General features: G+C 72.1%; 18 protein-coding genes. 6 read left to right on the top strand and 12 right to left on the bottom strand.

The genetic code is table 11. From position 1 onward, the window contains the following. Positions 1-17 precede the first annotated feature (17 nt). Positions 18-293: a hypothetical protein gene (locus ACZ6TV_RS19145; protein ID WP_465298532.1), complete on the bottom strand. Its 276-nt coding sequence runs from the start codon at positions 291-293 to the stop codon at positions 18-20. A gap of 189 nt (positions 294-482) precedes the next feature. On the opposite strand from ACZ6TV_RS19145, the gene ACZ6TV_RS19140 reads away from it, so the two are divergent. After that, positions 483-2,543: a PQQ-dependent sugar dehydrogenase gene (locus ACZ6TV_RS19140; protein ID WP_465298531.1), complete on the top strand. Its 2,061-nt coding sequence runs from the start codon at positions 483-485 to the stop codon at positions 2,541-2,543. A gap of 46 nt (positions 2,544-2,589) precedes the next feature. Here the strand turns inward: ACZ6TV_RS19140 and ACZ6TV_RS19135 are convergent, their stop codons facing one another. The 3 genes from ACZ6TV_RS19135 to ACZ6TV_RS19125 all read right to left on the bottom strand — a co-directional run bounded on the left by ACZ6TV_RS19135 (position 2,590) and on the right by ACZ6TV_RS19125 (position 6,112). Next, positions 2,590-3,693 carry an RICIN domain-containing protein gene (locus ACZ6TV_RS19135; protein WP_465298530.1) on the bottom strand — a complete coding sequence of 368 codons (1,104 nt, stop codon included), beginning with the start codon at positions 3,691-3,693 and terminating at the stop codon, positions 2,590-2,592. Between the two features lie 71 nt (positions 3,694-3,764). Then, a complete protein-coding gene (locus tag ACZ6TV_RS19130) occupies positions 3,765-5,582 on the bottom strand; it encodes a ricin-type beta-trefoil lectin domain protein (protein ID WP_465298529.1) in 1,818 nt (605 codons plus the stop codon). Continuing rightward, complete coding sequence (locus ACZ6TV_RS19125; RefSeq protein WP_465298528.1) at positions 5,582-6,112, bottom strand: glycoside hydrolase family 30 protein; 531 nt, start codon at positions 6,110-6,112, stop codon at positions 5,582-5,584. Before ACZ6TV_RS19125 ends, ACZ6TV_RS19130 begins: the two co-directional genes overlap by 1 nt. 107 nt (positions 6,113-6,219) lie before the next feature. On the opposite strand from ACZ6TV_RS19125, the gene ACZ6TV_RS19120 reads away from it, so the two are divergent. After that, a complete protein-coding gene (locus ACZ6TV_RS19120; protein WP_465298527.1) occupies positions 6,220-7,335 on the top strand; it encodes a sulfite oxidase in 1,116 nt (371 codons plus the stop codon). 145 nt (positions 7,336-7,480) lie between these two features. Here the strand turns inward: ACZ6TV_RS19120 and ACZ6TV_RS19115 are convergent, their stop codons facing one another. Further along, positions 7,481-8,194: a DUF4142 domain-containing protein gene (locus ACZ6TV_RS19115; RefSeq protein WP_465298526.1), complete on the bottom strand. Its 714-nt coding sequence runs from the start codon at positions 8,192-8,194 to the stop codon at positions 7,481-7,483. A gap of 92 nt (positions 8,195-8,286) precedes the next feature. Beyond that, a complete protein-coding gene (locus ACZ6TV_RS19110; protein WP_465298525.1) occupies positions 8,287-9,105 on the bottom strand; it encodes a hypothetical protein in 819 nt (272 codons plus the stop codon). Positions 9,106-9,143: 38 nt separating this feature from the next. Here ACZ6TV_RS19110 and ACZ6TV_RS19105 point away from each other — a divergent pair, with 38 nt between their 5' ends. Further along, positions 9,144-10,199: a methyltransferase domain-containing protein gene (locus ACZ6TV_RS19105; RefSeq protein WP_465298524.1), complete on the top strand. Its 1,056-nt coding sequence runs from the start codon at positions 9,144-9,146 to the stop codon at positions 10,197-10,199. Positions 10,200-10,215: 16 nt separating this feature from the next. On the opposite strand, the gene ACZ6TV_RS19100 is transcribed toward ACZ6TV_RS19105, so the two are convergent. Together ACZ6TV_RS19100 and ACZ6TV_RS19095 are read right to left on the bottom strand one after the other, a co-directional pair. After that, complete coding sequence (locus ACZ6TV_RS19100) at positions 10,216-10,869, bottom strand: response regulator (RefSeq protein ID WP_465298523.1); 654 nt, start codon at positions 10,867-10,869, stop codon at positions 10,216-10,218. Positions 10,870-11,228: 359 nt separating this feature from the next. Next, positions 11,229-12,389 (bottom strand): sensor histidine kinase, encoded by a 1,161-nt coding sequence (locus ACZ6TV_RS19095; protein WP_465298522.1) that lies wholly within the window; start codon positions 12,387-12,389, stop codon positions 11,229-11,231. 110 nt (positions 12,390-12,499) lie between these two features. Between ACZ6TV_RS19095 and ACZ6TV_RS19090 the strand changes: the two genes are divergently transcribed. From ACZ6TV_RS19090 to ACZ6TV_RS19080, 3 genes are read left to right on the top strand one after another with little or no spacing between them, the layout of a single operon-like run. Then, complete coding sequence (locus tag ACZ6TV_RS19090; protein ID WP_465298520.1) at positions 12,500-13,231, top strand: ABC transporter ATP-binding protein; 732 nt, start codon at positions 12,500-12,502, stop codon at positions 13,229-13,231. Next, complete coding sequence (locus ACZ6TV_RS19085; protein ID WP_465298519.1) at positions 13,228-14,199, top strand: ABC transporter permease subunit; 972 nt, start codon at positions 13,228-13,230, stop codon at positions 14,197-14,199. Before ACZ6TV_RS19090 ends, ACZ6TV_RS19085 begins: the two co-directional genes overlap by 4 nt. Before the next feature lie 20 nt (positions 14,200-14,219). Next, positions 14,220-14,975, top strand: coding sequence for an arylamine N-acetyltransferase family protein (locus tag ACZ6TV_RS19080; RefSeq protein WP_465298518.1), 756 nt, complete (start codon positions 14,220-14,222; stop codon positions 14,973-14,975). Positions 14,976-15,199: 224 nt separating this feature from the next. On the opposite strand, the gene ACZ6TV_RS19075 is transcribed toward ACZ6TV_RS19080, so the two are convergent. From ACZ6TV_RS19075 to ACZ6TV_RS19060, 4 genes are read right to left on the bottom strand one after another with little or no spacing between them, the layout of a single operon-like run. Next, complete coding sequence (locus tag ACZ6TV_RS19075) at positions 15,200-15,943, bottom strand: GntR family transcriptional regulator (RefSeq protein ID WP_465298517.1); 744 nt, start codon at positions 15,941-15,943, stop codon at positions 15,200-15,202. Between the two features lie 59 nt (positions 15,944-16,002). Beyond that, entirely contained in the window at positions 16,003-17,493 is a 1,491-nt protein-coding gene (locus tag ACZ6TV_RS19070) for an alkaline phosphatase family protein (protein WP_465298516.1), read from the bottom strand. 41 nt (positions 17,494-17,534) lie between these two features. Further along, positions 17,535-18,761 carry an MFS transporter gene (locus ACZ6TV_RS19065; protein ID WP_465298515.1) on the bottom strand — a complete coding sequence of 409 codons (1,227 nt, stop codon included), beginning with the start codon at positions 18,759-18,761 and terminating at the stop codon, positions 17,535-17,537. Continuing rightward, positions 18,736-19,341, bottom strand: coding sequence for an ArsR/SmtB family transcription factor (locus ACZ6TV_RS19060; protein ID WP_465298514.1), 606 nt, complete (start codon positions 19,339-19,341; stop codon positions 18,736-18,738). The genes ACZ6TV_RS19065 and ACZ6TV_RS19060 overlap by 26 nt, the downstream gene beginning before the upstream one ends. Positions 19,342-19,443 lie beyond the last annotated feature (102 nt).

Raw genomic sequence — 19,443 nt, 5'->3', positions numbered from 1 at the left:
AGGCTGACCGGAAACGATCAGAACGGCGCTGGGCCGCTACCGGTCAGCGACATCAGCACCTGGGTCGCCAGGAGCCGTCGCACGTTGGTGACGGCCACCGTGCCGATCTGCTCGTACGGCAGCTCGATCTGCCCTCCGGTGGCCTCCCGGACCTCCGTGCTGACCTCGTTGGGACGGAACGTGCCGCTCCATCCGTTGAGGTTGCCGCGGTTGTTGGTGTTCAGCGACGCCATGCCGGTCACCCGTGCCCCGGTGTCGAGGATCAGCGTCGCAGGTCCCGAGTAGGTGGTCATGATGTCGACCGTATCGGCTCATGGCGGGCGCGGTCCACGGAAGCCCCACGCACGGTGACGGGCTCACCCACCTGAGGCCGGCCTGAAATGCGTCTTAAATGCGTTCCCGGGGCGCCTGACGACGTTGACACGCACCTATTTCGCCTCTTCGATGGGATTTTGCGGGAAAACATCCCCCCGGAGGCAATGATGCGAATCCCGAAACGACTCCTCGCGGCGACGGTCGCCGCCGCCACGGTGATCACCGTGGTCACCGTCGTGGCCCGCGCCCCCGCCGAGGCAGCGGTCGGTTCGCCGGTGAAGAGCGCGGCGTCCGGGCGGTGCCTGGACGTGGTCGGTCAGTCACAGACGGACAAGGCTCTGGTCAACATCTATGACTGCAACGGTCAGGCGAACCAGGCCTGGACCTACACCGCCGCCCAGGAGTTGCGGGTCTACGACTCCCCGAAGTGCCTCGACGTCGCGGGCAACGACACGACCGCGCCGGCGGTGGCGCAGATCTACACCTGTAACGGCGGGCAGAACCAGAAGTGGCGGATCAACACCGACGGGACGATCACCGGCGTGCAGTCGGGGTTGTGTCTGGACGTGACCGGCGCCGCGACCGCCAACAGCACCCCGGTCGCGATGTGGACGTGCAACGGCCAGAGCAACCAGCGGTGGACGACGACGGCCGGTGACACCCAACCACCATCGGTGCCCGGCAGCCCGCGGGTCAGCAACCTCGTCTGCGACGCGGTCACGTTCGCGTGGAACGCCTCCACCGACAACGTCGGAGTGGCGTTCTACGACGTCTTCCACGACGGGCAGCTGATGAAGTCCGTCACCTCCCTGTCCACCGACCTGACCGTCGTGCCGGGCGTGACGTGGGGTCTGTACGTGAACGCCCGCGACGCCGCCGGGAACGTCTCCCAGGCCAGCACGACGGTGCCGATCACACCCCCGCAGTGCCAGGCCGACACCACCCCACCAACCGCACCCACCGGCCTGTCCGGGACCGCCGCCGGGACCACGGTCACCCTGCGGTGGACCGCCGCGACGGACAACATCCAGGTCCGCGCCTATGACGTCTACCGCGACAACGTGAAGGTCGGCACGATCACCGGCACCGCCACCACCACCCCCGCCACCACCTTCGTCGACAGTGCCCTCGCCGCGAACCGCGCCTACGCGTATCAGGTCGTCGCGCGGGACGCGCAGGGCAACGTGTCCCCGCGCAGTAACACCGCCACCGTCACCACCGGCGCCGCCTGCGGCAGCTCCGTCTGCGCCGTGACGCAGATCGGCACCGACACCGACATCCCGTGGGGCCTGACCACTCTCCCCGACGGCACGATCCTCTACACCCGCCGCGACGCCCACGACATCGTCCGTCTCAACCCCGCGACGGGTGCGAAGAGCAGCATCGGGACGGTGCCGAACGTGCAGAACACCGACGGTGAGGGCGGCCTCCTCGGCCTCGCCATCTCCGCCAACTACGCATCCGATCACTGGCTGTACATCATGCACACGTCGCCGACGGACAACCGGATCGTGCGGATCAAGTACGAGAACGGCACCCTGAACACCAGCAGCGAACAGATCCTGCTGCAGGGGATTCTGCGGAACAAGTTCCACGACGGTGGCCGGCTGCGGTTCGGTCCGGACGGGAAGCTCTACGCGTCGACCGGCGACGCGCAGAACGGCGACAACGCCCAGAACCTCAACAGCCTCAACGGCAAAATCCTCCGCCTCAACCCCGACGGTTCGGTCCCATCAGACAACCCGTACGGCAACTACGTCTGGTCCTACGGCCACCGCAACCCACAAGGCCTCGCGTTCGACTCCCAAGGCCGCCTCTGGGAACAAGAATTCGGCAACGCCGTCATGGACGAAACCAATTTGATCACCAAGGGCGGCAACTACGGCTGGCCCGCCTGCGAAGGCACCACCGGCACCTGCGGCACCACCGGCTACATCGCCCCCAAACGCACCTATCCCACCGCCGACGCCTCCTGCTCCGGCATCGCCGTCGTCCGCGACGTGCTCTACATCGCCTGCGAACGCGGCACCCGCATGTACCGCGCCGTCATCACCGGCACCACGTTGACCAACGTCCAGGCCTACTTCACCGGCACCTACGGCAGGCTCCGTACCGTCGAACCCGCACCCGACGGCGGACTCTGGCTCACCACCAGCACCACCGGCGACAAAGACAGCATCCCCAACAACAGCAACGAAAAGCTCTTCCACGTCACCCTCGGAAACTGAGCTTCCCAGGTGGGCCCGCCCTTCTCGCGAAGGGCGGGCCGGCCGCTCAACGGGCGGACCAGACCTGGGCGCCCGAGCCGTTGCACTCCCACAGCTGGACCAGGGTGCCGTTGGCCGTGCCGTTGCCGTTCACGTCGACGCACTTGCCGGACCCGGCGCCGACGATGGAGCCGTTGGCGTTGAACGTGAAGCGCTGGTTCGCGCCGCCGTTGCAGGTCCAGATCTGCACCTTCGTGCCGTTGGCGGTCGCGTTGCCGTTCACGTCGAGGCAGCGGTCGCCGTACACCCGCAGCTCACCGGCGGCGGTGCGGGTCCAGCGCTGGTTGGCGCCGGCGTGGCAGTCCCAGATGAGGGTCTGGGTGCCGGCCGCGTTGCCACCGCCGTACACGTCGAGGCAGCGCTTCGACTGCGGGTTGGACAGCAGCGCCGCGCTGCCGACCGGCGGGGTCGCCAGCGTGCTGAGGCTGCCGGAAGCGGCCTGCAGCGCCGCGAACCAGCGGGCCGCCATCTTGTCGTAGCCGGCCGCGTTGGGGTGGATGCCGTCGGCGATGTCACCGGCGACCGTGAAGCCGGTGTGCATGTCCACCAGGTGCGTCAGCGGCCCCTTCTGCGCCACGATCCCGGGGATGGCGGCGTTGAACGTGTTGACCTTCGCCTCGTTGGCGGCGTTGCCCAGCGGGGTGATCTGCGCGACGAAGATGTGCGCCTGCGGCGCGTTCGCCCGGATCTTGTCGATGAGCGCGGACAGCCGGGCGGGCGCGTTCGGCACGTCGTAGTTCTGGCCGATGTCGTTGGTACCGATGTGCAGCAGCACCGTGCGCGGGTTCGCGGCCTGGATCCAGCCGACGACGTTGCGGTCGAGGTCGTCGATCCGCCAGCCGGAGTGGCCCTCGTGGTCGTGGTCGCCGAGCGACGCGGGACCGTTGAAGCCGGAGCCGACGAAGTCGGTGGCGATACCCGCGTTCGCGAGCCGCTGCCACAGGCCGATCCGGTAGCCGCCCTGGACGTTGAAGCCGTCGGTGATCGAGTCGCCGAGCGGCATGACCCTCACCCCGCCGTTGGACTCGGCGTGGGCGACGGCCGGCGCCACCACGGTCATGGCGCCGGCCAGCATGAGCGCTAGCGCTGCGGTGATGCGCTTTCGGGGCATGGCGGTCCTCCTTGGCTCGGATGGGCGCGTCCCGGGCGTGGCGGCGCACACCCGGGACGGTGCTTCTGGGTTCAGGCGCGGGCGAACTTCTGGTTCGCGGCGCCGTTGCAGGGCCAGATGACGAACTGCGTGTTGTTGGCGGTGCCGTGCCCGACGACGTCGAGGCACTTGCCGGAGCCGGTGTTGATGACGGCGCCGTCGGAGCGGACCTGCCACTGCTGGGCGGCGGAGCCGTTGCAGTCCCAGATCTGCACCGGGGTGTTGTCGGCGGTGCCGCCGCCGGCGGCCTCCAGGCACTTGGTGTCGTAGACCTTCAACGCGTTGTTCGCCGTCGACGTCCACGCCTGGTTGGTGCCGCCGTTGCAGTCCCACAGCGCCGGGCGGGTGCCGTTGGCCTGGCTGATGGCGGGCACGTCGACGCACTTGCCGGACTCGGTGCCGCGCAGGACGCCGTCGATGTCGGCGCGGGCCCAGCGCTGGTTGGGTCCGCCGTTGCAGCCCCAGACGACCAGGCCGGTGCCGTTGGTGGTGCCGTGCCCAATCGCGTCGAGGCACTTGCCGGAGCCGGTGTTGACGACGGCGCCGCCGGCGTCGACGGTCCACTGCTGCGCGCCTGACGTGTTGCAGTCCCAAATCTGCACGACGGTGCCGTCCGCGGTCCCGCCGCCGTTCACGTCCAGGCACTTGTCGCCGTACACCTGCAGCTGCCGGGAAGGGGTCAGCGTCCAGCTCTGGTTGCCCCCGCCGGTGCAGTTCCACAGGTTGACGGCGGTGCCGTTGGCGGTGGCACCGCCGGGCACGTCGACGCAGAGCCCGGACTCCTGGCCCTTGAGGACGCCGCCGTAGCTGCCGGGGGCGTTCGCGGTGACGCTCAGGTTGTCGAACTGGTCGGTCTGGTAGCCGACGACGCCGATGCCGGCCTGGCCGCTGACGAACGTGCTGTCGGTGACGCTGCCCAGCGTGACGCCGTCGGCGGTGGCGGTGATCCGGTTGCCGGAGAAGCCGAGCTTCAGGTTGTGCCACGTGTTGAGGCCCAGCGCCGCGCGGGTGCCGGAGGTGAGCGTGGTCAGGACGCCGCCGGTGGAGTTCTTCGCGATCGACCACGCGCCGGTGTCGCTGACCCGCAGCTGGTACGCGGCCTGGTTGCGCTGCGGCCGCTTCTGCGTGCCCGCCCGGCCGAGCAGCGTCACCGTGCCGGCCTGCTGCATGTCGACGTCGAGGCTGACGGTGTAGTCGGCCCAGGCCGGGTCGCCGACGAGGGTGAAGGCGTCGCTGTCGTCCTGCCAGTTGATCGGCCGGGTCGGCGCGACCTGCTGCAGGCACGTGCCGGCGCGACCGGCGGCGCAGCCGCGGGTCTCGTAGGAGCCCTGCATGTCCTCGAAGTACCGCGGCGACTTCCGCGTCGCGTAACCGTCGAAGCTGTCGGTGTAGGGCAGCGCCAGCCCGCGGGTCGCCGGGCTCGCCGCGGTGCCCTTGCCCTGCCCGGACGTGGTGGTCAGGGTGTAGATCCGGTTCGGCTGCATGGTGAGGCTGTACGAGCCGTTGACCGGGTTGATGTCGGCCTGCCGGACGAAGGACGTCGACGGGTCCGACGAGCCCATGTCGGTGGACCAGACGCGGACCGTGCCGGTGCTCAGGCCGCCGGACACCGTCACGTTGACCGTCTGCGTCGACGTGGTCCCGCTGGTCTCGTAGATCGTCGAGTAGTCTGTGTTGTTCGGCGACTTCAGCGACACGTAGCTGCCGTTGGCCCGGTTCCCGCCGAGGTAGCCGCTGGCGGAGCTGTTCAGGTACTTCCAGCCGGGCGCGGTGAACTGGCCGTAGTGCGCGTTCGCCCACAGGTTCTTGCCGACGCGGTACGAGCCGGACCACGGCGAACCGGCGTCCATCAGGCCGACCGCAGGTTCTTGTACCAGGTGCTGTCGTGGCCGCGCTCGTTCCAGCCGCCGAGGTAGCTGATGTTCAGGCCGTGACCCTTGGCGCAGTTCAACCACGAGACGTCGTAGTCGATCATGTCCTGGGACCAGAAGTTGCCGTTGCCGATCCAGCCGGGCGCCGCCCACGGCAACGCCACCAGCTTGATGCCCGGGTTGCGGGCGACGGCCTGCTCGCCGAGCCAGAACTCGTAGCCCACGTTGCAGTTCACGTCGCCGCGCACGTGCTGGTGCGACGGCTCGGACCCGTCGGTGGAGTTGGCGTCGCCGCCGATCTCCAGCTTCAGCAGCTGCACCTGGGCGCCGTAGCCGGGCTTGAACAGGTAGTCGAGGATCTGGGAGCGCTGCGGCTCCGGATAGTCGATCAGCAACCGGGAGTTGCCGCCACCACCGCTGATGGCGCCGACGCCGTCGAACGTGCGCCCGACGACGCCGCCGTTGATGTTGATGGTGGTCGTGGCAGCACTGGCCGACGGTGCTGCCACGGCGTACATGAGGGTCGCGGCAGTGGCTGGCAGGTGAGGCCGACGCGCGCGGCTTCTCCCGCCGGCATCTGCTGCGCCTGGGTGCCGTCGCGGCCGCCGCCTCGGCCGTGCCCCTCGCCGCCGCCACCCCCGCCGCCGCCGCGGAACCCGCCGGGCCCATCCGGAAGCCGCTGCCGCCGGAGCTGTTCTACCCCTACGGCACGAACGCCGAGACCCGGTGGGAAGCCATGGCGGGGCAGGGCTATTACACGCCCGCCGACCGGTTCTTCGTGCGCAACCACACCAGTACACCCGAGATCGACGCCGAGACGTGGCGCCTGCAGCTCTTCGGTGACGGGCTGCGGCACGGGCCGGTCGAGCTGTCGCTGCGGGACCTGCGCCGCCTGCCGCAGGTGACGTACGACGCGGCGATCGAATGCACGGGCAACGGCCGCAGCTTCTTCACCACCCAGCAGGGGCAGACCGTCAGCGGCACCGCGTGGAAGCTCGGCGCCGTCGGCGTCGCCAAGTGGCGCGGCGTGCGGCTCTCCACCGTCCTGCACCGCGCCGGGATCCGCCCCGACGCGGTCGACGTGCTGCCCGAGGGCCTCGACGACGAGTGGGTCACCGGCGGCGTCAACCTGGGCCGGGTCCGCCGCCCCCTGCCGGTCGCCAAGGCGATGCACGACGTGATCCTGGCGTACGAGATGAACGGCGAACCGCTCCCCGCGGACCACGGGCATCCGGTGCGGGTCGTGGTGCCCGGCTGGATCGGGATCGCGGCCATCAAATGGGTGGGCCGCATCGAGGTGTCGACCGCGCCGCTCTACTCGCCGTGGAACACCCAGTTCTACCGCTACTTCGGGCCCGGCTACCCCGCCGAGGGGCAGCTGCTCGGCCGGCAGGTGGTGAAGAGCGCGTTCGAGCTGCCGTGGGAGGCGACGCTCACCGGCGGCCGGACCCATGTGCTGCACGGCAGGTCGTGGTCCGGCAACGGCCCGATCCGCCGGGTCGAGGTCAGCACCGACGGCGGCACGTCCTGGCACCCCGCGGCCGAGCACGGACGGCGCGGCGGGGCGTGGCAGCAGTGGACGTACCGCTGGCGCCCGTCAGGCCCGGGCGCCTACACATTGCGGGCCCGCGCGGTCGACGTGACGGGCGCCGGCCAGCCGGACGTGACGCCGTTCAACACCCTCGGATACCTGTTCGACGCGGTGGTCGCCCACCCGGTGACGGTCGCCTGACCATCCGTTCTCCGCACGGCTGACGCCGGGCCGGTTTCCCGGCCCGGCGCGGTCCGCGCTGGCGGCTTGCCGTGCTGGCGGTTTGCTCTTCTTGGTGGGTCGCCGTTCTTTGGTGGGTCGCCGTTTTGGCCCGCCTCCCGGGCGGTCAGTCTCCGGGGACCGTCGGGATCGGCGTCGGCATCGTCGGGATCAGCGTCGGCAGGGTCGGGATCGGCGCGGGCAGCGCCGGGTTCGTCGGCATCGGTGCCGGCAGCGCCGGGTTCGTCGGGATCGGCGCGGGCAGCGTCGGGTTCGTCGGGAGCGGCCTCGGCAGCGGTACTGGGGCGGTGCAGCGGACGTCGTCGAGGGTGCCGGCGATCATCTCCCGGTGCTCGCGCAGCAGCGGCAGCGCCTCCCGGGCGAACGACCGCAGCTTCGAGTTTCGCCCCTGCTCCGCCTCCTTCTCGAAGGCACCGATCGCGGCGACGTGGTCGATGTACTCCGTCGGCGCGTAGGAGCAGTCGAAGACCGGGCCCATCGTGGTCTCGAGGATGGCGAGGATCGCCTTCTGGTGCTCGTCCGGCGAGCCCGGGACGTCCAGTCCGAGGTCGTCGCCGAGCTTCTTCAGCTCGGCACCGGCCTTGGTGTGGTCGGTGACCATCCGGTTGCCGAACGTGCGGAGCTCCTTGAGGTGCGCCTGCTGCGCGGCGAGCCGGCCCGCGGCGACCTCGAACGCGCCCGCGTGCCCCGCCTCCGCGACGAACGCCCGGTCCTGGCTCGACAGGCGTGGACCCGCGGCCATCGCCGGGCTGGTGACACCCGAGGCGACGAGGGCGGCGGCAGCGGGCAGGGCACAGAGCCGGATCAATGCGGCGCGCATGATGAAGTCCTCCAGAGTCGGCGGTGACGTCTCAGGTACCGTTTCCCGCCCACCCGCATCGTAACGCTCCGTACGGTTGCAACTCCTAAGAGTTATTCAAGATGGCGCCAGGAGGCGTCCCAGCTGATCGGGAAGTCGGACCCTTCCAGGCGGACCCAGTAGAGGTCCTCGTCGCCGGGCGGCCGCGGGAGCACCTCGACGACCCGTCGCCGGTCGGCCGGAAGGCCCGGCAGGTGCACCTCGGCGCCGACCAGAGGGACGGGCGGTGGGTCGTACATCAGCAGCCGCCGCCGGAAGAGCTCCTGCCGCCAGTCCGGGTCGGTGCGGCACACCACCGGCACGTCGTCGGCCTGATGCGCGCCGAGTGCCTCGAGGAGCTGCCCGCCGGTGTACCGCCACGCCCGCCGCGGCGGCACCGCCGGCTCACCGTCGAGATGCCGGACGATCCTGTCCGCCACGGCCGGCGGGTCGGGCAGCAGCCCGTCGTACCAGTGCCGGCTGCGCCGTACGGCGGCCTCGGTCACCGTCGTCCAGCCGCGTTCGCTGCTCCATTCGGCCGCGAACGTCCGCGTCCCCGGATGCGCGCCGGCCGCCCGCGCCAGGTCGACCGTGAGCCGGCCGCGCAGCCCGTACGGCGGCCGGTCGACCTCCCGGCACAGCACCGCGACCCCTCGCCCGGCAAGCTCCCGCTCGACGGCGAGGAGGTACCCGAGCTGCGGATACCGGTCGCCCTGCCCGGTGCCGGCGGCGGCCCGCAGCGCCATGACGGCACCGGTCGCGTCGAGCAGCTCACGGATGTCGCCGCTCCAGCCCGCCGCCAGGGTGCGAGCGGCCAGGTCGAGCTCGAACCCTTCGACGTCCCGGACGCCGGCCAGCACGATGAGGGCGGCGGCCCGCCGCACCGTCGACACGGCAGCAGATCCTACAGACGGCTTGCCATACTGCGCGGGTGACCGTCTACGACACCATCGGCACGACGTACACGACGACCCGCCGCCCCGACCCGCGGATCGGCGCCCACATCACCGCCGTGCTCGGCGACGCCCGCACGGTCCTGAACGTCGGCGCGGGCACCGGCGCCTACGAACCGCCCACATCGGCCGGGCCGGTCCCGGCCGTCCCCGCGGCGTCCGCCGTGCTTGCGGTGCCCGGGGTGTTCGCGGATTTCACGGCGTCCGCGGCATCCGCCGATTTCACGGCGTCCGCGGCATCCGCGGATTTCACGGCGTCCGCGGCATCCGCCGATTTCACGGCGTCCGCGGCATCCGCGGATTTCACGGCGTCCGCGGCATCCGCGGATTTCACGGCGTCCGCGGCATCCGCGGATTTCACGGCGTCCGCGGCATCCGCCGAATTCACGGCGTCCGCGGCATCCGCCGAATTCACGGCGTCCGCGGCGTCCGCGGTCTCTGCGGTGTTCGCGGTGGAGCCGAGTCAGGTGATGATCGGTCAGCGCCCTGCGGGCTCCGCGCCGGTGGTGCGTGCCCGCGCCGAGGCGCTCCCGATCGCCGACGACGCGGTCGACGCCGTCATGGCCCTGCTGACCGTGCACCACTGGACCGACCTCGAAGCGGGCATCGCCGAACTGCGCCGGGTCGCCCGTCACCGGGTCGTCGTCCTCACCTGGGACCAGTCCGTCACCCGCACCTTCTGGCTCGTCAAGGACTACCTCCCGCAGGCCGCCGCCCTCGACGACACCCGCGCCGTCCCGCCCGCCCGGATCGCCGAACTGCTCGGCGGCGCCCGCGTCGAACCGGTCCTGGTCCCCCACGACTGCACCGACGGTTTCGGCGCGGCCTTCTGGCGACGCCCCGACGCCTACCTCGACCCACTCGTCCGCGCCGGCATGTCCATGCTCTCCCAGGTCGGCGACGACGTGCTGCGCCCGGGCCTGGAGCGGCTCGCCGCGGACCTGACCGCCGGCACCTGGCACGACCGCTACCGCGACCTCCTCGACCTGGCCGAGTTCGACGGCGGCTACCGCCTGGTCATCGCCGACCTCTGACACCCGCCGCGGGTCGTCATGCTGGGCCGGTGACGACACCGTGCTCCCACGCCCAGGCGGCGATCTCGACCCGGTTGCGCAGGCCGAGCTTCGTCTGAATGCCCGACACGTGGCTCTTCACGGTGCTCAACGAGATGAACAGCTCAGCGGCGACCTCCAGGTTGGTGCGCCCGCGGGCGATCGACCGGACCACGTCGGTCTCCCTGTCCGTCAACGGTTTCGCGGCCTTCGCCGACCCGGCCGGCACCGCCATCCGCCGCAGCAGCCGCACCGTCACCGACGGCGAGATGAGCGCGTCCCCGGCGTGCGCCGCCCGCACCGCCTCGACCAGCAACGCCGGCCCCGCGTCCTTCAGCAGAAACCCGGCGGCACCGCCACGGATCGCCCCGTAGACATACTCGTCCAGGTCGAACGTGGTGACGACGACAACCCGCAACGGATCAGCGACCCCCGGCCCGGCGAGCGCCCTCGTTACCTCGAGCCCGTCAGCGCCGGGCATCCGGATGTCGACGAGCGACACATCGGGCCGCAGCCGCCGCGCGAGCTCGACCGCCGTGATGCCGTTGTCAGCCTCCGCGACCACTGCAATGTCCGGCTGGTCCTCGAGAATCATCCGCAGCCCGCCACGAATCATCGCCTGATCGTCAGCGATCAACACCCGGATCGTCATCGCGCTCCTACCGCCACTCCGAGCCTCACCGCACCCCCACCACCTTGAACCTCATCGCACCCTCGCCAAGCGCCCCGCCCCGTTCGCGAAGTCACGGCTTCCCCTGCCGCCGGACCGTGCCGGGCACCCGCAGACCAGCGCCGACGCCGGGCAAGGCCACCACCGACGGCCACGCCCCGCCCGCAAGCGAGGAACCGTCGAACGCCTTTTCGCGCAGTCGTCGCATCCCCTCGGCGGAACCGCGCCGGACGCCGGCACACCACCGCCGACGCCGGAGCAAGCCACCACCGCGGACGCCGGAGCGAGGTGCTGTCGATGGTCGCGGCTCGCCTGCACAGGAGAAACCGATCGTTGTGGTGTCATCGTGGAGGCGTCAGGGGGACGGTGCCGTGGACCTGCCAGCCGCCGGACGGGGTGGGGCCCGCTGACAGGTGGCCGCCGAGTGCCTCGACGCGCTCGCGCATGCCGACGATGCCGTATCCGCTGTGGGTGGGGAGCTGGCCGCCGGCGCCGTCGTCGGCGACGAGGATCTCCACCGAACCGTCCACTTCGGACAGCTCGACGGTGACGTTGCGGGCGTGGGTGGCGTGGCGGGCCACGTTGGTCAGCGACTCCTGCACGATCCGGTGGACCGCGCCGGTCACCCCTGGCGGCCAGTGGTCCCCGTGCGGCGTCACCTCCAGGTGCACGGCCGGGCCCACCCCTTCGAACCGTCGCACGAGGTCGGTGATCCGCTCGGGGGCGGCCGACACGCCCCAGCCTCCCTCGTCGCCGTCGTCGTCGCGCAGCAGCCCGACGGCTCTGCGGACCGCGGCGAGGGCCTCGGCGCCGGCCGCCTCGATCCCGGCGAGGGACTCCCCCGCCTTTGCCGGGTCCTTGCGGGCCACCAGCTGCGCCGCCTGGGCCTGCACGATGATCCCGGTGACGTGATGGGCGACCACGTCGTGCAGCTCCCGGGCGATGGAGAGCCGCTCGTCCCTGCGGACCTCCTCCACGGCGGCGGTGCGGCGCGCGTCGAGCAGGCGCAGGCCCACCCCGCCGAGCACCCCGCCGCTCCAGGCGAGCAGCCCGAACATCGTCACCGCGAACGCTCCCGACTCGCCGGGCCGGCTGGCCGCGCCGGCACCGACGACCGTGAGCGCCGCGACGGCGACCCCGGCCGCGGCTCGCAGGGAGGCGACCCGTGCCACGGATCCGATCAGCACGGCGATGGCGAGCGACACCGCCGGCGCGGGCTCGGCGGGCAGCTCGGCCAGGTGCGCCGCCACCACGGCGACGGCCGCGACGAGCAGCCCGGCGGTCGCGGCGCGCAGCCGGCTCCGGACGCCGGCGGAGCCGTCCGCCGGAGCGCCGCCCGGGCCGATCCTGTGCCGCAGCAGGGCGGCTGTGCCGGCGAGCAGTCCTGCGGCGGCGCCGGGCAGGAAGTAGGCCCCGCTCCAGCTGGCCGCGATGGCGACCGCCGTGCCGGCCACGAGTGTGGCGAGCGCGGCGGCGAGCCCGATGTTGCCGACGAACCTCACAGCGGCAAGCCTAAGAGTGGCGCGGGTCTTGCGTACCGGTCAAAAGTAGGGTTGATGCGACCCGTCTCTTGACCAATGTGCGGGCGCCGGCACCTCGCGACGATTGCCGCATGTTCACTTCCGCCCTCGAGACCGAGGGCCTCACCAGAAGGTATGGGCGACGCACCGCCCTGGCCGACTGCACGCTGCGGGTGCCGGCGGGCCGGGTCGTCGGTCTCGTGGGGCCCAACGGCGCCGGCAAGTCGACGTTGTTGCAGCTCGCCTGCGGTCTGATCGGGCCAACGGCCGGGCGGGTGACGGTGCTCGGCGCGCGCCCCGGGACGCAGCTGGAGCGGGTCGGGTTCGTCGCACAGGACACACCTGTCTACGCCGCCCTGTCCGTCGCCGACCACCTGCGGCTCGGCGAGAAGCTCAACCCTGGCTGGGACGCCGCGTTCGCGCGGCGGCGGGTCGCGGCGACCGGCCTCGACCCACGGCAGCGCGCCGGGCGGCTCTCCGGTGGGCAGCGCGCCCAGCTGGCGCTGACCGTCGCCGCGGCGAAGCGGCCCGAGCTGCTCATCCTCGACGAGCCCGTCGCCGCCCTCGACCCGCTCGCGCGGGACGGGTTCCTGCGCACGTTGGTCGAGTCGGTGACGGAGCTCGGGGCGACGGCGATCCTGTCGTCGCACCTGCTGTCGGACGTCGAGCGGGTCTGCGACCACGTCATCGTCCTCGCCGACGGCCGGGTGCGGCTCGCCGGGGACGTCACCGCCCTGCTCGACGCCCACAACCAGGGCAGCGGGGCGGGTCCGGTCCGGCTGGAGGAGCTTGTCCTGAGCTACCTGCGTGGAGGTGTGCGATGACGTGGCTGGCATGGCGGCAGTTGCGCGCGCAGCTGCTGGTGACCGGGGCGGCGGTCGCCGTCGTCGCCGTCGGTCTCGTCGTCCTCGGGTTGCAGATCCGCGACGGGCACGACGACGCCGTCGCCCGGTGCGGCGACGCGTGCGGGCAGGCGCTGCGCGGGTTCCGGTCACGGTTCGAGGGCAGGCTGCATCTCGTGGACGCGCTGCTGGTGGTGACCCCGGCGCTGCTCGGCATGTTCTGGGGCGCACCGCTCATCGCGCGGGAGCTGGAGTCGGGCACGCATCGGCTCGTGTGGAACCAGAGCGTGTCCCGGCGCCGCTGGCTGGTGGTGCGGCTGGCCGTCGTCACCGCCGCCGCGGCGGCCGTCACGGGACTGTTCTCCGTGCTGCTGACGTGGGCGGCGAGCCCGTTCGACGCGGTCGCGGCGGACCGGTTCACCGCTGTCAGGTTCGGCACCCGGAATGTGGTGCCGGTGGCGTACACCTGCTGCGGCGTCGTCCTGGGCGCCCTGCTGGGACTGGTGCTGCGGCGCACCGTGCCGGCGATGGCGTTGACGGCGCTGGTGTTCGCCGCAGTGCAGGTCGCGGTGCCGACGACCGTCCGGCCGCACCTCGCCGCGCCGGTGCACGGCTCGCAGGTCATGACGGCGGACGTCATCCGGGGTCTGAGCTTCCTCGGCGAGCAGGCGGACGTGGAAGGGCTCAGCGCGCCGGACGCGTGGGTCGTGGAGACCAGCCGGCTGCTGACCGCCGACGGCAGGACGGTGGATCCCGACCGGTACCACGGCTGCCTCTCGGGCCAGTTCGACGTCATGGCGCAGTGCCTCGCCGCGATGGACCTGCACGTCGACGTCGCGTACCACCCGGGCGAGCGGTATTGGCGCTTCCAATGGCTGGAGTCGCTGCTGTACGGCGCGGCGGCGCTCCTGCTCGCCGCGCTCGCGCTGTGGCGGATCAGGGTCGCGTGAGCGCGACGTAGGCTGACCCGATGGACTCCTACCTCGCCCGGCTCGGTGTCCCGCGCCCGGAGGTCGCCGACCTCGCCGCGCTGCGTGCGCTGCAGCAGGCGCACCTGATGGCGGTGCCGTTCGAGAACCTGAGCGTCCATCTCGGCGAGGAGATCGTGCTGAGGCCCGCCGCGCTCGTCGCGAAGGTCGTCGACCGGCGGCGCGGCGGCTTCTGCTACGAGCTCAACGGCGCGTTCGCGGCGCTGCTGACCGACCTGGGCTATGACGTGACGCTGCACTCGTGCCGGGTGTGGACGGGGCGGCGGTTCGGGGTGCCGATGGACCACATGGCGCTGCGGGTCCAGCTGGACGCGCCGTATCTGGTCGACGTCGGGTTCGGGAAGTTCGCCCAGCTGCCGCTGCGGATGGACGTCACCGGCCCGCAGCACGACCCGGCCGGGGTGTTCGAGGTGCTGCCCGACGGGCCCGACCTGGCGGTGCGCGGCGACGGCAGCTGGGAGTATCTGCTGGACCAGCGGCCGTATGAGCTGTTCGACTTCACGCCGCTCGCATGGTGGCACCGCACCTCGCCGACGTCGAACTTCACGCGGAAGCTGACCTGCTCGATCGTCACGGACACCGGCCGGGTCACGCTCAGCGGCCGGACGCTCATCACCACCAGCGGCGCCGAGCGCACCGAACGCACGATCGAGGACGACGCGGAGATCCTCGCCGTGTACCGCGACACGTTCGGCATCACCCTCGACACCGTCCCGGCCGCCATCGCGAACACCTGATCCGGCCGCCATCGCGAACACCTGATCCGGCCGGACGCCGGGGCACGACCATCGGCGGGCGAACGGGAGCGACGACCGGCGAGACCACGGGGCGGCCGGCGAACCGAACAGCGACCGGCGAAACCACGGGGCGGCCGGCGAACCGAACAGCGACCGGCGAAACCACGGGGCGGCCGGCGAACCGAGCAGCGACCGGCGAGACTACGGGGCGGCGGGCGAAGGGGTCACGTCGCGCGGAGGTGGGTGACGAAGCCGATGCGGTCGCCGCGGTAGAGGGACCGCACCCGCTCGATCGGCACGCCGCCGGCGTCGTAGGAGACGCGCTGCATGAGCAGCATCGGCAGGGCCGGGTTGGCGGCGATGAGCAACGCGTCCCGCGGGGTGGCGAGGACCGTCTCGATGCGTTCGGTGGCCTCGGCGTACGTGATGCCGTAGCGGGTGCGGACGTGCCGGTAGAGCGAGCCCGTCGCGTCGAACCCGTCCATCAGGTCCGGGAAGCGGCCCGCCGGCAGGTAGGTGCTCTCCAGGCCGAGCGGCTCGTCGTCCACGAGCAGCACCCGCTCCAGGTGCAGCACCTCGTCGTCCGGGTCGATCCGCAGGTCGTCCGCCAGGGCAACGCCGGCGGGGAGAAGCTCGGCGGTGACGAGACGCCGGCCCGGCCGGTGGCCCATCTCGTGCAGCGCCTCGGTGTAGGAGACCAGCGAGAGCGGCTGGATGAGCTTCGGCGCCGCGACGAACGTGCCCCGGCCCCGGTAGGCGCGCAGCCGGCCTTCCAGGGTCAGCTCGGAGATCGCCTGGCGCAGCGTGGACCGGGCCACCCCGTAGGCGGCGGCCAGCTCGCGTTCGGCGGGCAGCAGCGCCCCTTCGCCCAGTTCGGCGAGGAGGTTGAGCAGTTGGCGTTTGACCGCGTAGTACTTCGGCACCCGGCCGTGCTCGGGGACGCCGCCGCGGACCGCACTGATCGTCACCCGGCGACCCTACCCGGTGTGCGCGGGGCCCCCACCAGCGTGAGGGCCCCGCGGGAGGGTCAGGCGACGCGAAGGTCGTCGATGACCCAGTACCAGTTGTTGTTGGCGTCGTAGTAGCGGAACTTGACGACCATGCGGGTCGCGCCGGACGGGACGGTCACCGGCAGTGACTCGACCTTGGCCCGCGCGTCGGCGGTGTACCGCTTGACGAGGACGTCGGCGCCGCCGTTGAAGGAGACGAGGACGTCGGCCTTCTGCGCGCCTTCCTGCCGGTAGTGGGTCACGAAGTTGAGCCGGACCGTGGCGCCGGCGGTGACGGTGTACTGCGGCGAGGTCAGCGTCGAGTCGAAGCTGGTGCCGCCGGACTTGTCGTTGAACTCGTCGGAGTCGGCGACCGCGAACACGCCCCGGGTGCGCAGCGCGTTCTCCCGCTCCTGGCCGGTCTGGGCGCGGCTCCAGAACTCGTCGGTGGCGAAGCTCCAGCCGCGCCATTCGGTGACGCCGCCGGCGGGCATGCGGCTGCGGTCGACGGTCCAGCCGGTCGGTGCGGCCGGCGTCCAACCCTTCAGGGTCGCGGGGATGCCGGTCTCGTCGACCCGGGTCCGCAGCGACGGCGCGAGGGTGTCGAACGCGTCGGCGGAGCGGACGGAGACGGGCTTGCCGTCCAGGGGCGCGGAGACGCCGAAGTGGGCGAGCGCGGTCGACGCGACGTCGGCGAGGCGCGTGTCGATCGGGCGTGCGCCGGCCGCGACGCCCGCGCCCTTGGCGAGGACGAACGTGCGGCGCTCGTCGATGCCGCAGCCGCCGTGGCCGCCGCCGGGGACCGCGTGGCCGTGGTCGGTGGTGACCATGATCAGCCAGTCCTCGCTGCCGTACGTGGGCCGGGCCGAGATCGCGGCGAGCAACTGTCCGAGCTGCTGGTCCTGCTTCTCGATGGCCGCCGTGTACGCCGTGCCGGTGCCGCTGCTGTGCGCGACGACGTCGGTGTTGCCCAGGTAGACGAAGGACGCGTCCGGGTTCTCGTTGCGCAGGCGGTTGACCGCGTCGTTGGTGATCTTCACGTCGGCGCTGACGTAGCCCTCGGAGTCGCCGTTGAACGTGACCCGCGTGTCGATCGCGGCGCCGAACGCGCCCTGTGTGTGCAGCACCGCCCAGTCGACCGCCGAGTAGGTGCGGTATGCCGGGTTGGCGCTCTCGAGGCGGGTCAGGAAGTCGGGGTAGGTGCCGTACTGCTTGCCCGCGAAGCTGTTGTCCTTCACGCCGTGCTTGTCGGGGAAGACGCCGGTCGCGATCGTCGACCAGCCCGGGCCGCTGGAGGAGGCGGCGACGCCCGGGCAGTACACGAGGCTCTCACCGAGCGTGCCGGCCGCGGCGAGCGCGTCGAGGTTGGGCGCGTTCGCGGCGACGACGTTGGCCCAGTTGAGCCCGTCCATGCCGACGACCAGGAGCTTCTTCGCCGGCGCGGCGGCGTGGGCGGGCGCGGCGACGGACACGGCGCCGGTGAGCGCCAGGCCGGTCGCGAGGGCGCCGGCCAGGATCGATCGTTGCATCGGATACCTCCGGGTGGGGGTCACGTTGCAACGCATCGAAATCAATGAGGGTGAACGACGCCCTCCCGGCGGGCGGGTTTCCGGATAACAGGTCCGGACCAATTTGCGTTCAGCGTCACGAGGGCGGCCGCTCCGGCCGCGAGGTACAGGGCGGCCTGCAGGTTGAGCATGGGCATGATGCCGATCCGGTCGGCCAGGACGCCGGCGGCGAGCATCCCGGCGCCGCTGCTGCCCTCGTAGACCGCGCCGAAGACGCCGAACACCCTGCCGCGCGTGCTGTCGGTCGTCTCCTGCTGCAGCAGGCTGGTCAGCCCGGTGAGCATGACCACGCCGGGCGCGCCGACGAGGATGAACAGCGTGACGTAGACCGGCAGGGCGGTGGTCAGCGCCGGGCCGTTCCACACGGCGAGGGACAGCACGCCGAACGCGCCGGCGCCCGCCGCGATGAGGGTGCCGGGGCCGGGGGTGCGCGGGGCGGCGGCGAGGAGCAGGCCCAGCGCGACGGCGCCGATGGCCTGGACCCCGCGCAGCAGCCCGGTCTCGGCCGCGCCGCCGCCGAGCTCGCGGGCGACCCAGACGACGAACAGGACGACGAAGATGCCCTGCGCGGCGCCGGCCAGGACGGCGATGCCGAGGCCGGCCCGGATCCTCCGGCTGCCGGCGCGGCGCGTCCCGGCGGCGGCCTTCGCCCCGGCCCCGCTGGAGGTGCTCCGCACGCCGGCGATGAGGGCCGCGGCCGCGATGAAGGTGACCAGGTCGACGGCGACGATCACCGGCAGGCCGCTCAGCGCGAGGAGCAGCCCGCCGAGCGGCCCGCCCGCGAGGCGCCCGGCGTTCTGGCCGAGCCCGATCAGCGCGTTCGCCGGCACCAGCTCACCGGCCGGCACCAGGGTCGGCAGCAGCGCGTTCTTGGCCGGGCCGAACATGGTGAGCATGGCCGCCTCGACGGCGATGACGGCGTACAGGACGGGCAGGTCGCCGCGGTCCTTGACGAGCAGCAGCGGCAGGAGGGCGACGGCCTGGACCACCGCGATGCCGGCCAGGAGCCGCCGGCGGTCCCAGCGGTCCGCGAGATGTCCCGCCAGGGGCCCGAGGAGGACCGCCGGCGCCAGCTCGATCAGGAACGCATAGGACGTCTGCAGGGGCGAGCCGGTCAGCTGGTACACGAGGATCGGCAGGGCGACCAGGAGCAGCCAGTCACCGGTGTCGGAGATGAGTCCGGCCAGCCACAGCCGGCGGAAGTCACGGTGCCGCAGGAGCTGTCGCATCTGGCGCCTCCTCGTCGGTGCTGATCGGGAATCCGTGGAAGCCGAGGTGGACCGCCTCGGCGCCGGCGGGTGCGTCGTCGCGGGTCGCCGCGATGTACGGCCGGACGAGGGCGTCGATCCGGTCGCCGAGCTCGCGCAGCTCGGCAGGGGTGAGCCGCAGCGTGTAGAGCCCGTAGTGGTCGGCGTCGCGCCACTGCGCGGGCGCCCGGTCGCGGCGCTCCATCCACCCCCGGACGAGCCGCTGGTCCCGCTGGACGGCGAGGGCCGCGATCAGCGCCGCCTGCCGGCCGGCCGGGGACCCGGGGTCCGCGCCGGGCGGCACGTCGAAGCCGGTGACGAGCGCCCGCCAGGGCCGCTCCCGGCCGTCCGCGGACCCGTCGGGCGCGACGAGCCCGGCCTTCGCCAGGGCGCGCAGGTGGTAGCTGCAGTTGGACGGGGTGTCCCCGACGGCCCGCGCGCACTGCGACGCGGTGGCGGCCCCTTCGGCGATGAGGTGGTTGAGCAGCTCATAGCGGACGGGGTGGGCCAGCGCCCGCAACGCCTCCGGCTCGGTGACCGTCCGCCGCGCCTCACGCCCCATGCCACTCCCCCAAACTCTGAAAGACACTTTCACAATGCCATGGATCGGTCCGATGTGAAAGTCCCTTTCAGAATTGCCGGTGCCGGTGCCGCCGCCGCGGAC

This window comes from Dactylosporangium sp. NPDC051087 (assembly GCF_055586325.1).
Note: the sequence above shows the minus strand (reverse complement) of the source record. Positions and strands in the feature narration are given on the sequence as shown.

Coding starts and splice junctions, on each gene's coding strand:
- ACZ6TV_RS19145 (WP_465298532.1), bottom strand. CDS start 293: ATGACCACCTACTCGGGACCTGCGACGCTGATCCTCGACACCGGGGCA.
- ACZ6TV_RS19140 (WP_465298531.1), top strand. CDS start 483: ATGCGAATCCCGAAACGACTCCTCGCGGCGACGGTCGCCGCCGCCACG.
- ACZ6TV_RS19135 (WP_465298530.1), bottom strand. CDS start 3,693: ATGCCCCGAAAGCGCATCACCGCAGCGCTAGCGCTCATGCTGGCCGGC.
- ACZ6TV_RS19130 (WP_465298529.1), bottom strand. CDS start 5,582: ATGGACGCCGGTTCGCCGTGGTCCGGCTCGTACCGCGTCGGCAAGAAC.
- ACZ6TV_RS19115 (WP_465298526.1), bottom strand. CDS start 8,194: ATGCGCGCCGCATTGATCCGGCTCTGTGCCCTGCCCGCTGCCGCCGCC.
- ACZ6TV_RS19100 (WP_465298523.1), bottom strand. CDS start 10,869: ATGACGATCCGGGTGTTGATCGCTGACGATCAGGCGATGATTCGTGGC.
- ACZ6TV_RS19090 (WP_465298520.1), top strand. CDS start 12,500: ATGTTCACTTCCGCCCTCGAGACCGAGGGCCTCACCAGAAGGTATGGG.
- ACZ6TV_RS19085 (WP_465298519.1), top strand. CDS start 13,228: ATGACGTGGCTGGCATGGCGGCAGTTGCGCGCGCAGCTGCTGGTGACC.
- ACZ6TV_RS19080 (WP_465298518.1), top strand. CDS start 14,220: ATGGACTCCTACCTCGCCCGGCTCGGTGTCCCGCGCCCGGAGGTCGCC.
- ACZ6TV_RS19070 (WP_465298516.1), bottom strand. CDS start 17,493: ATGCAACGATCGATCCTGGCCGGCGCCCTCGCGACCGGCCTGGCGCTC.
- ACZ6TV_RS19065 (WP_465298515.1), bottom strand. CDS start 18,761: ATGCGACAGCTCCTGCGGCACCGTGACTTCCGCCGGCTGTGGCTGGCC.
- ACZ6TV_RS19060 (WP_465298514.1), bottom strand. CDS start 19,341: ATGGGGCGTGAGGCGCGGCGGACGGTCACCGAGCCGGAGGCGTTGCGG.